General features: G+C 73.4%; 11 protein-coding genes and 1 pseudogene. All 12 read right to left on the bottom strand.

What is annotated here, in order from left to right; all coding sequences use genetic code 11:
• Nucleotides 1–306, bottom strand: a 306-nt coding sequence (locus I5G_RS26150; RefSeq protein WP_026095680.1) for a class I SAM-dependent methyltransferase, incomplete at its 3' end; no start/stop codon positions are given.
• Nucleotides 307–375: 69 nt separating this feature from the next.
• The gene (gene mpaA3, locus I5G_RS26705) at nt 376–498 is read right to left on the bottom strand and encodes an MpaA3 family daptide-type RiPP (RefSeq protein WP_022878249.1); all 123 of its coding nucleotides are present in this window, start codon (nt 496–498) and stop codon (nt 376–378) included.
• A gap of 61 nt (nt 499–559) precedes the next feature.
• Complete coding sequence (mpaA2, locus tag I5G_RS26700; RefSeq protein ID WP_022878248.1) at nt 560–682, bottom strand: MpaA2 family daptide-type RiPP; 123 nt, start codon at nt 680–682, stop codon at nt 560–562.
• 55 nt (nt 683–737) lie between these two features.
• The gene (mpaA1, locus tag I5G_RS25735; RefSeq protein WP_022878247.1) at nt 738–875 is read right to left on the bottom strand and encodes an MpaA1 family daptide-type RiPP; all 138 of its coding nucleotides are present in this window, start codon (nt 873–875) and stop codon (nt 738–740) included.
• Nucleotides 872–2074, bottom strand: coding sequence for an iron-containing alcohol dehydrogenase (locus I5G_RS20920; protein WP_022878246.1), 1203 nt, complete (start codon nt 2072–2074; stop codon nt 872–874). Before I5G_RS20920 ends, mpaA1 begins: the two co-directional genes overlap by 4 nt.
• Nucleotides 2071–3318 (bottom strand): daptide-type RiPP biosynthesis aminotransferase, encoded by a 1248-nt coding sequence (mpaD, locus tag I5G_RS05905; protein WP_022878245.1) that lies wholly within the window; start codon nt 3316–3318, stop codon nt 2071–2073. The genes I5G_RS20920 and mpaD overlap by 4 nt, the downstream gene beginning before the upstream one ends.
• The gene (gene mpaB / locus I5G_RS20915; protein ID WP_148286413.1) at nt 3315–4355 is read right to left on the bottom strand and encodes a daptide biosynthesis RiPP recognition protein; all 1041 of its coding nucleotides are present in this window, start codon (nt 4353–4355) and stop codon (nt 3315–3317) included. Before mpaB ends, mpaD begins: the two co-directional genes overlap by 4 nt.
• Nucleotides 4356–4595: 240 nt before the next feature.
• Complete coding sequence (locus I5G_RS05895) at nt 4596–6413, bottom strand: ABC transporter ATP-binding protein (protein WP_022878243.1); 1818 nt, start codon at nt 6411–6413, stop codon at nt 4596–4598.
• A complete protein-coding gene (locus I5G_RS20910) occupies nt 6410–8299 on the bottom strand; it encodes an ABC transporter ATP-binding protein (RefSeq protein ID WP_022878242.1) in 1890 nt (629 codons plus the stop codon). The genes I5G_RS05895 and I5G_RS20910 overlap by 4 nt, the downstream gene beginning before the upstream one ends.
• A gap of 402 nt (nt 8300–8701) precedes the next feature.
• Complete coding sequence (locus tag I5G_RS05885; RefSeq protein ID WP_022878241.1) at nt 8702–9199, bottom strand: methylated-DNA--[protein]-cysteine S-methyltransferase; 498 nt, start codon at nt 9197–9199, stop codon at nt 8702–8704.
• The gene (locus I5G_RS05880) at nt 9196–10713 is read right to left on the bottom strand and encodes a DNA-3-methyladenine glycosylase 2 family protein (protein ID WP_022878240.1); all 1518 of its coding nucleotides are present in this window, start codon (nt 10711–10713) and stop codon (nt 9196–9198) included. The genes I5G_RS05885 and I5G_RS05880 overlap by 4 nt, the downstream gene beginning before the upstream one ends.
• 171 nt (nt 10714–10884) lie before the next feature.
• A pseudogene (locus I5G_RS25730) lies at nt 10885–11218 on the bottom strand (MFS transporter); the annotation flags it as partial.

Genomic DNA, 11218 nt, shown 5'->3' with positions numbered 1-11218 from the left:
GGTCGTTCCTGCGGGCAGCGCCGCGCGCAGGCGCGCGAGCATGTCGGCCGACAGGTCGAGCGCCGTGACGCGCTTGCCGGTCCGCACGAGCGGCAGGGTGATGCGTCCGCTTCCGGCGGCGAGGTCGAGCACGTCGGGTCCGACGCGACGCGCGATCTCGAGCACCTCGCGGATCTCGGACCGGTCGGGGCCGACGAGGTCGTCGTAGAACCGGGCGCCGTCGCCGGCGTACACGTCGCCGGGCGCGGCGACGCACCCGGCGTCGGCCAGTTGACGGCGCACGGAATCGGTGAGCGGGGCGGTCATGGAACCTCTCTCTGGGGGGGGGTGCGGAAGTCGAGGGGGACACGCGCCCGGCGTCTCCCCCTCGACGGGTCAGGTGGCGATGGCGACCGTCGCGCCGATGATGGCGATGATGTAGCCGGCGTGCTCCCACCACTCCAGGGGCGCGTCGAGCTCGTCGAGCTCTTCGAAGCGAAGTGCGAGATCGTTGGACATGAGTCACCTCCTCGGGTGCATGAAGGGAGGGATGCCGGGAACCCGGCCTCCCGCGGATGGCTCAGGTGGCGGCCAGGGCGATGAATCCGAGGGCCACGCCGTAGCTGAAGCCGCGGAACCAGTCCCATCCGTCGTCGGGGGCGTCCAGTGCGTCGAGCTCGACGAAGTCGAGGGTGGAAGTCATGTGCAAGTCACCTCCTTCGGTGAGGCTGAGGGCTGACGCGGTGCGTCCGGGATGCTCAGGTCGCGATCGCGACGCCGATGCCGACGACCGTGAGTCCGGCCAGGACTCCCTGGTAGAAGCTCTCCCAGCTCGGTGCCTCCAGCGCATCCAGCTCCTCGAACTGCAGCGGAGGGCTCATCGTGAGACTCGTCATGTGTGTTCACCTCCCCCCGCGGGTGTCGACGTGTGCGTGGGGCGGAGGCGGGACGCCTCGGCGGGTGGGTTCGGGTCCCACCGCGCCCGATCGAGGACGTCCCGCACGTCGGGGGCCGAGAGGCCCGACAGCGCCGGCCCCCGACCGCCCCACCACCGCTCCGCCCGGATGGCCATGGCCTCCCGGGCCTCCGCGTCGGGTCGCGGAGCGAGCGGCAGTCCCCAGCGCGCGATGAGGGCGTCGATGCCGGCCGCCGGGGCGAGGGGAAGCCGCGCATCGCGGGTCGCCTCGCGCCAGAACGCCTCCAACGGCTCGGCCGACCCCCAGCGGGTGTCGCCGTCCTCGATGCGCTGCCACACGCGGGAGACGACCGAGGCCGTCGCCCGCATCTTCGTCGTTCGGGCGACGAAGGAGACCTCGTTGGCGAGATACCAGTGGCGGGGACTGAAGGGCGCACGCCCGCGCAGGGCGGCGCTGCGCTGCGTCGCCGCGCTGAGACGCGCGATCCGCAGGCGGGACGCCAGCGTCAGGGCGCTGTGACCCGCGGCCAGCAGAGCGCGCGCGATCGTGACGGCGTGCGCGTGCGCGCGGGGGTGGGCGCGGTCGGCGGTGCTGACCCCCGCGAGACGCAGGAGGGCCTCGAGGCATCCCGCGCGGACGTCGGCGGCGTCGAGCGTGGCGTAGTGCGTCGCGTCGAGGACGGCGTACCGCGGCCTCACCGCTTCGCCGACGAAGACCCGCGCGCCCGCGCTCGTGCGGACGATCGCGACGGCGTTGGTCTCCGCCGAGGTGCCCACGGTCGTCGGGACGGCGACGACCTCGATCGGCGGGTTCGCGGGCGCGGGCAGTGGCACGACCGCCACGCCCTCGGCCCGTTGGAGCGCCCACGCCACGGTCGCGGGGCCCAGGGCGGCGACGGCGACCGCGTCGAGGACCGTTCCCCCACCGACGGCCACCACCGACTCCGCCCCCGCGTCGGACAGGCGGTCGGCGAGAGCGACGACCGTCCCGGCATCCACCGTTCCGACGACGAGCGGCACGACCGCAACGGCACGCGCGAGGCCCTCGGCCCGCGGCGCCAGGCGCGCGTCGACGACGACCAGGGTCCGGCGTCCGGTCGTCACGCGCGCGCACACGGCGCGGGCGATGCCCGACCCCGCGACGAGCGTCGACCTCCCGCGGCGCGGGACGGCGCTCACGCGGCCGCCTCCGTCACGCGGGCGAGCCCCGCGCGGATCGCTGCGTCGAGCTCGGCGAACGCGGCGTCGTCGTACCCGTAGCCCGGGATGAGTTGGATGCCATCGACCCCCGGATGCACGATCGCACCGGCCGCGGCGATGGCGGCGACGGCATCCGGGATCCGTTCGGGCGAGAGCCGCGCGCCGTCGCCGCCGGTCAGGGCCACGGCCAGGAACGCGCCGCGGCCGCGGACCTCGACGGCGAGCCCGTCGCGGACCAGCGCGTCGGCGAGCTCCCGGGCGCCCACGCCCACGCGGGTGGCGGCGGCGAGGATCGCCGGCCGTCGGTATTCGTCGACCGCGGCGAGGATCGCCGCCGCGACCGCGGGCGTTCCGGCCTGGGTCTCGCCGTGGACGAACGTCGCGCGCCGGCCGGCGAACGCCGAGACGACACGGGGACCGACGAGCACCGCCGCGGCACCGAGCGCGCCGTTGGTCAGGGCCTTGGACAGCACCAGCAGATCCGGCGACCGCGACCACTCTCCCGACGCGAACAGCGGGCCAGTGCGCCCGAAACCCGTGGCCACCTCGTCGGCGACGAGGAGGAAGCCGTGTTCGTCGCGCGCGTCCAGCGCCGCCTCGACGAACGCCTCCGCGACGGGGTGCGCTCCCGTACCGAGGACGGGCTCGATCACGACCGCCGCCACGCGGGCGCCCTCGCGCCGCAGCAGGGCGGTGAGCTCCCCCGGGTCGGCGGCGTCGACGTGCCGCACCGCCCGGCGATCGAGCGCGTAAGCCGCCTGGCCGAGGGCGTCACCGCTCAGCGCGTGGCTGCCATACATGGTGCCGTGGTAGCTGCCGCGAAGCCCGACCACGAGCGTGCGGGCGGGTTCGCCCGACTCGATGTGGAACTGCCGCGCGAGCTTCATCACGGCGTCGTTGGCCGCGCCGCCCGAGGTCGAGAAGATGACGCGGCGATAGCGCTCGACCCCGGCCAGGTCGATCAGCGCCGCGGCGGCTTCCTGCGCCGGCCGATGCACGCCGCGGAAGAGGGTGAGGTACGACGCCTCGTGCAGGGCGCCGGCGACCGCCTCCGCGATCCCGGGGTGACCGTAGCCGAGCGGGACGTTCCACAGTCCGCTGGTGGCGCAGAGCCGGTCGGATCCGTCGGCGAACCGCACGCGGTGCCCGCGCGCCGAGACCGCGACACGGTCCGGGGCGACCGCGAGGTCCGCGGGCGACATCGCCGACCAGACGGGCGTCACGCCCCCGCCCCGACGGCCACGGAATCGGCCGCCGCCGGTACGCCCGGTCGCACGCCCAGCAACCGCTCCGCTTCGGCGCACAGCGCTCGCGCGGCCTCGGCGGACAGCCGCTCGGTGCGGGCGAGACGATCCGCCGCCGCGGTCGCATCGGCGGACGCCTGCAGTGTCGCGACGACACGGACGGTCTGCTCGGGCAGACGCTGACGCCGGCGCGTGCGGAGGTCGACGAGCAGGACGCCGTCGGGCGTCCGCACGAGGAACGGGCCGTCGGCACGGGCGACCCCGCCGCCGTCCTGACCCTCGTCGGGGGCCGCCGACCAGCCGAACCCGTCGATCCGGGAATCGGAAGCCTCGAGCCTGAGGACCCCCGCGAGTTCGGCGGCGTGCACGAAGCGTCCGAGCCACGGTCGGGCGGAGAGGTCGCGGGTCAGGTCGGCGGGCGCGACGATACCGGCCAGGGCCTCCCACCGGGAACACTGCGACGCGAGCACGCCCGCGAGGTCGTCCGCGAGGCCGAGCACCGCACCCTGCGCACCCGCGGTCAGGTGCCCGTCGGCGTGCACGTGCAGGGCTCGCGGGGCGGTGGACGCGAACGGATCGTCGAACACGTCGGCATCCGCGAGACGAAGCCGCGGGTCGGTCATCGGCGACGTGAAGACACCGGCGGCGCGCGCGAGGTCGGCGTCGGCGAGGAACGCCCGCCACCCGTCGGCGTCGAGGAAGCGCATCGCCGTCGGCCCGACGAGTTCGACGTACGCGGCCGCGGCATAGTGCTGAAGCTCGACCGCGTGCCCGGCCACGTGGAGGACATCGCCGACCTCGTCGAAGGCGCCGTCGAAGCGGACGACGTGCGCCGCGGACTCGATGGCGGTGTCGGACGGGACGAGCAGGACATCGTCCCCCGTCACCGCCGCGGCCGCCGGCTCGACGGGCGCGCCCGGTGCGCAGAACACCGCCCGCCGGAACGACGCGTGGCGCCCCGTGATCCATTCGCCGATGATCCGCGCGTCTCGCGCGTCGACTGCCCCTCGTGTCACCGACACATCCCCCTCGCTCCTGCTCCGCGCACTTCCGGAGCGCGGAGGCCCTCCGCGAAGCGGGGGACCGAGAGAAAATGTATACATGCACTCGTGCGAGTGCCAGGGGGCGAACGACCGAATCACCCGGCCGCTTCGACGCGATCACCAGCGCGTGTGGCGAGCGTCACATTCGACCGGAAATGAGGCCGGAAATGAGGGATGCCACGACCCCGAGGCCGTGGCATCCCTCCCGCTCCGTCAGACGAGCGACTCCCGCCACGACGCGTGCAGCTGCGCGAACTTGCCGGTGCCGGCGATCAGCGCGGCCGGGGTGTCGTCCTCGATGATGCGGCCGTGCTCCATCACGAGCACCCGGTCGGCGATCGCGACCGTCGACAGCCGGTGCGCGATGATGATCGCCGTGCGGTCGGCCAGCAGCGTCTGCAGGGCGTCCTGGATGAGCCGCTCGCTCGGGATGTCGAGCGACGCGGTCGCCTCGTCGAGGATGAGCACCGCGGGGTCGGCGAGGAACGCGCGGGCGAACGAGATCAGCTGGCGCTGACCCGCCGACACGCGTCCGCCGCGCTTGTTCACGTCGGTGTCGTACCCGTCGGGCAGCTTCTCGATGAACCCGTCGGCGCCCACGGCGCGGGCGGCCGCGCGGATCTCGTCCATCGTCGCGTCGGGCTTGCCGAGGGCGATGTTGTCGGCCACCGTTCCGCTGAACAGGTACGCCTCCTGCGTGACCATGACGATCGCGCGGCGCAGGTCCTTCGGGTGCAGACGGCGGAGGTCGACGTCGTCGAGGGTCACGGCCCCACGCGTGGGGTCGTAGAACCGCGACACGAGCTTCGCGAGCGTCGACTTGCCCGCACCGGTCGTGCCGACGAGCGCGATCGTCTGCCCCGCGGGGATGTCGAGCGTGAAGTTCGGCAGGATGACGCGGTCGTCGGAGTACCCGAACGTGACCTCGTCGAACCGCACGTGACCGCGGGCGCTCCAGAGGTCGACGGGGTCGGTCGGATCGGGAACCGTGGGCTCCTCCTCCAGCACGCCGGACACCTTCTCGAGCGCCGCCGTCGCCGACTGGTACGAGTTCAGGAAGAACGCGACCTCCTGCAGCGGGGCGAAGAAGTTCCGCACGTACAGCACCGCGGCCGCGAGCACACCGATCTCGAGCGCCCCGCCGATCACACGGCCGCCGCCCCACAGCAGCACCACGGCCACCGAGACGGAGGCCACCGCCATGAGGGCCGGCTCGAACGTTCCGAACAGCCGGATCGAGCGCATGTTGACGTCGCGGTACTGGCCCGCGAGGTCGCCGAACTCCTCGTCGTTGCGCGGTTCCTTCCGGAACGCCTTCACGGCGCGGATGCCGGTCATCGTCTCGACGAACTTGACGATCACCTGTGCGCTCACGACGCGCGACTCCCGGTAGACCACCTGCGAGCGGCGGTAGAACCAGCGCATCAGCAGGTAGAGCGGGATACCCATGACCGTCAGCACGAGCCCGGACTGCCAGTCGAGGAGGTACAGCGCGCCGAGCGTGAACAGCCCGTACAGCACGCCCGACACGAGCTCGTTGAGCCCGCCGTCGAGGAGCTCGCGGATCGTGTCGAGGTCGCTCGTCTGGCGCGAGATGATGCGGCCGGACGTGTACGACTCGTGGAACTCGAGGCTCAGTCGCTGGGTGTGGAGGAAGATGCGCTTGCGCAGGTCGAGCATGATCGCCTGCGTCAACCGCGCCGCCACGACGACGTACCAGCCGATCAGCACCGCCCCGCCGATCCCGGCGGTGAGGTAGATCGCGACGACGAGGATGGTCGGCATCCAGTCGTTGTTCTGGACCACCGCGGGCAGGGCCGTGTCGATCCCGATCGCGATCAGCGCGGGGCCGGCCACACGCAGCGCCGTCGAGACGACGAGCACCGAGGCGGCGAGCACGAGCTGCCAGCGCAGCGGCGACACGAGCGAGCCGAGCAGCCGCAGCGAACGCTGACGGATCGCGCGGCTCTCGTCGCGCGTGTAGTCCGAGCGGTCTTCGCCGCTCGTCCCGGTGACGGTGGTCGCGCTCATCGGGTCGCCTCCTTCGCGGGCTGGGATTCGTCGGTGGATGCCACACCCGAGCCGTCCGTGCGGAGGATCGGGATCGCGCCGGTCTGCGCCTCGCGCTCGGCCTCGGCCTCTTCCAGGCTCGAGATCACGTGCCGGTACGCCTCGCTCTCGCGCAGCAGGTCGGAGTGCGTGCCGACGGCGGTGATGCGGCCGTCCTGCAGCAGGGCGACGCGGTCGGCGAGGGTCACCGTCGAGGGACGGTGCGCGACGACGAGCGCCGTGGTCTCGCTCAGCACCTCGCGGAGCGCATCCTCCACGAGGGCCTCGGTGTCGACGTCGAGGGCCGACAGCGGGTCGTCGAGGACGAGCACGGCGGGGCGCGCCGCGACCGCGCGCGCGAGCGCGAGTCGCTGACGCTGGCCGCCGGACAGGCTCAGCCCCTCCTCGCCGATCACGGTGTCGAGACCGTCTGGGAGGTCGTGGACGAAGTGCGCCTGCGCGACCTGCAGCGCCTCGGTGAGCACCGCTTCGGCTTCGGGCGACCCCGGCTCGAGGTCCTCCCGGCCGAGCAGGACGTTCGCGCGGACGGTCTGCGAGAACAGCGTGGCGTCCTCGAAGGCCATGCCGACATGACGCCGGAGCTCGGCGAGCCGCAGCTCGCGCACGTCGACGCCGTCGAGCAGCACGCGGCCCCCCGTGACGTCGTACAGACGCCCCGGCAGCGTCGTGAGCGTCGTCTTGCCGGAACCGGTCAGGCCCACGAGCGCCATGGTCTCCCCCGGCCGCAGCGTCAGGTCGACGCCGTCGAGGAGGTCGGGCTCGGAGTCCGCGGCATCCTGGTACCGGAAATGCACTCCCTCGAGCACGAGCTCGCCGCGGGGCGCGGGAATCGTGCGCGGCTCGGCCGGGTCGACGATCGTGTTCTGCTCGTCGAACACCTCGAAGATGCGGTCGGTCGCGGTGCGCGCGTCGAGCAGGAACGAGAAGAGGAAGCCGATGGACTCCATCGGCCACCGCAGCACCGTCGCCATGGCGAAGAACGCCACGAGCTCGGCGACCTGCAGCTGACCGAGCTGCGTGAGCACGATGCCCGCGCCCAGGCACACCGCGAACGCGATGTCGGGCAGCAGCACGAGCCAGAACCAGATCCAGCCGACCGCGCGCGCCTTGCCGAGCTCGGTCTCGCGGAGGGACTCGGCCTGCCGCGTGAACTTCTGCAGCGCGTGCTTGCCGCGACCGAAGGCCTTCAGGACACGGATGCCGTGCACGCTCTCCTCGACCGAGGTCGCCAGGTCGCCCGCCTGGTCCTGGCTCTGCCGCGTGAGCGCGCCGTAGCGCTTCTCGAAGCGGTAGCCCGCGTACCACAGGGGCGCCGAGGCGATGAGGAACAGCGTCCCGAGCAGCCAGTGCCAGCGGAACAGCAGCACCGCACCGATCGCGATCGTGAGGATGTTGACGACCAGCAGGATGAGGCCGAACGCGAGCCAGCGGCGCAGCATGCTGATGTCCTGCATCATGCGCGACAGCAACTGCCCCGACTGCCAGCGGTCGTGGAACGCGACGGGCAGGCGCTGCAGACGCGAGTAGAACGACTGGCGCAGGTCGTACTCGACGCGGGTCGCGGGCGCCAGCACGAACCAGCGCCGGAGCCACACCATGCCCGCCTCTGCGAGCCCGAGGCCCAGGATGAGCACGGCACCCCACGCCAACTGCGCAGGGTCGCCGGAGGAGATCGGACCGGCGACGAGCTGCTCGAGGACGAGCGGGATGGCGAGTGCGAGCACGCTCGCGCCGAGCGCGCTGACGGCGCCGAGCACGAGCCGGGGAAGCACGGGCCGGGCGATCGGCAGCAGGCGCGCGAGGGAACGGAGCGTCGACAGCTGAGGGCGGTTTTCTGCGGTGGTCATGATCCTCGTGGGGTCGAAGCGACGCGCCGGATGGGCGCGGGAAGGGGATGCCAAGGGCCGGCGGAGTCCGCCGGGACGTGCGATGCGCGAGCGGTCGGAGCGCTACGGGCGCCGCGCGGCGACGACGGAGAAGGCGGCACGCACGACGGTGGAGTCGATCTGGTCCATGGCATCCTCCTCGTTCGGTGCGCAGCCGCAGAATTCAGGGGGGTGGCGCGGCAGCTTTCCAGGATATGCCTGAGAGTCAGCTGGGGGCAAGGATGGATTCTGCGGGCGACTGGCGCGGCGCGGGGTCCGGGCACGGGTCAGGCCGCGGCACAACCTCCGCGATCTGCACAGAGTCAGTGGCATCCGGCCCCATTCGGCTGAGGTTGCGCGGATCACTGAGGTTGCGCGGCGGGGTCAGGCCGCGGCTTCGCGCTCCAGCAACCGGCGCTTCACGTCGACGCCCCACGCGAAGCCGCCCATCGTCCCGTCGCCGCGCAGCACGCGGTGGCACGGCACGAAGAGCGCGGGCGCGTTGCGGGCGCAGATGGATGCCGCCGCGCGCACCGCCGCGGGCGAGCCCAGGGCCGTCGCGAATCCGGTGTAGGTCAGGGGTTCCCCCGGCCGGATGCTCCGCAGCGCAGCCCACCCCCGCTGCTGCAGCGGCGTGCCGAACTGCACGACCTCCACGTCGTCGATCGCGGCGAGGTCGCCGCCGTAGTACGCCACGACGGCCGCGGCCGCGCGCGTCTCGCCCGGCACGATCTCGGCGGGGCGGTGGGCCGGGCGCAGCCGGGCGAGCACGGCATCCGTGTCGTCCGTCCATCCGGCGACGAGCACCCGGTCGGCGTCGTCGGCGAGGATCGCGAACGGCCCGTCGGGGGTGTCGAGGAACTGGAGGGTCGCGGTGCTCACGGGGAGGGCTCGCTTTCGATCGAGGGGGTCGGGGTGCGCCACGCCTGCGTGACGGGCGCGGCGTACCAGTAGTGGGCCATCGCGTAGCTGCGCCACGGAGCCGCGCGTTCGGACCAGGCCGTGAAGCCGGCCGGATCGGACGGGAGCCCCAACGCCGCCGCGCCGGCGCGGGCGGCCACATCGCCCGGCAGGAGCACGTCGGGGTCGCCGGTCACCCGCATGCGGACGTAGTCGGCGGTCCACGGGCCGATCCCGCGCATCGCGAGGAGCCGCGCCCGCTGCTCGGCGCCGTCGTCGCCCGGGCCGAGCGGCAGCGAGCCGTCGGCGAGCGCGGCGGCGGCCTCGACGATCGCGCGGCGGCGCGCGGCGGGTCCGCGCAGGACGTCGAAGCCGTGTGCGGCGATGACCGCGGGGTCGGGGAAGAGCGTCATCGGGATGCCACCGATGTCGACGCGCTCGCCGAGCTCGGCCGACAGTCGCCCCTGCATGGTGCGCGCCGAGGCGACGCTGATCTGCTGGCCGATCATCGCGCGGAGCAGCATCTCGGCGGCATCCATCGCTCCGGGCACCCGCACGCCCGGAATCGCGGCGACCGCGGGGGCGAGCTCGGGATGCCGGGCGAGCGCCTCGTCGATCGCGAGCGGATCGGCGTCGAGGTCGAACAGACGCCGGACGCGCGCGATCAGGGTGCCGAGGTCGGCGAGGGCGGTGAGCCGCGCGCGCAGGCGCAGCCGGGAGTCGGCGTCGCGCCGCACCTCGAACCACGCGGGTCCGCCCGGCATCCGGATGACCCGCGCGAAGGAGGCGTCGCCGCCGACCTCGACGCCGGGGATCGCGTGCGCGCGCATCCAGCCGAAGAGACCGACGGTGTCGATGGGTCCGCGCGCGGGGAGCGCGAGGTCGATCTCGCCGACCGGAACGGTGCCCGAGGAGCGCGAGCGACGGGCGCGGAGGGCGGTCGGCGACAGGCCGAAGACCTCGCCGATCGTCTCGGTGAACTGCCGCACGCTCGAGAACCCCGCCGAGAACGCGACATCGGATGCCGGCAGGTCGGTGCCCACGAGGAGGGCGCGGGCCGTGTGGGCGCGCTGCGCCCGCGCGAGCGCGAGCGGCCCCGCGCCGAGTTCGGCGGTGAGCAGGCGGCCGAGGTGGCGGGAGGAGTAGCCGAGCCGCCGCGCGAGCCCGGGGACGCCCTCGCGATCGACGACGCCGTCGGCGATGAGACGCATCGCGCGCGCGGCGACGTCTCCGCGGACGTCCCACGCCGGGGACCCCGGCGCGGCCTCGGGCAGGCAGCGCTTGCACGCGCGGTAGCCCGCCTCGTGCGCCGCCGCCGAGGTCGCGTAGAACGTCACGTTCGCCTCTTTCGGCGTGCGAGCCGGGCAGCTCGGACGGCAGTAGATGCCGGTGGAGCGCACCGCCGTGACGAACTGCCCGTCGAAGCGCCGGTCGCGCGACTGGATCACGCGGTAGCGCTCGTCAAAGCCCCGAGCGTCGGCGGCGGTGAGGGTCATGGCATCCACCCTGCCATCCCCCACCGACATGCACCGGCGGAAATCGGACACGAGGGTGGCGACGACGTGGAGTGTCCAAGACACGCCGCGTCGGGTGGGGCCGATACGGCGTGTCTTGGACACTCACCGGGCGAAGGCGGGGCCCGGGCAGGGCGCCGACCCGCCCCCGCGTCAGGCGGTCGCCGCGGTCTCGCGCAGGATCACCAGGCCGCCCCAGATCGACAGGGCCAGCACCAGCACGACGAAGCCGAGGAACACCGGCACGAGCGGAAGGGCGAGGAGCGCGACGCCGACGGCGAGGGGCGGCACGGTCATGCCGGCGAACGCGAGGAGGAAGACGCCGGAGGTGATCTCGCCGCGGGTGCGAGGGTCGGCGAGCGACCCGGCCGTCGCGAGGGCTCCCCGGAAGAGGAGGCCGACGCCGGCTCCCGCGACGATGCCCCCGACGATGAAGAGCGGGCCGGAGGTCAGCAAGTCAGCGGCGCCGAGGCTCAGCATCCCGCGA

Source organism: Microbacterium sp. B19 (genome assembly GCF_000333395.1).
Classification (GTDB): Bacteria; Actinomycetota; Actinomycetes; order Actinomycetales; family Microbacteriaceae; genus Microbacterium.
Note: the sequence above shows the minus strand (reverse complement) of the source record. Positions and strands in the feature narration are given on the sequence as shown.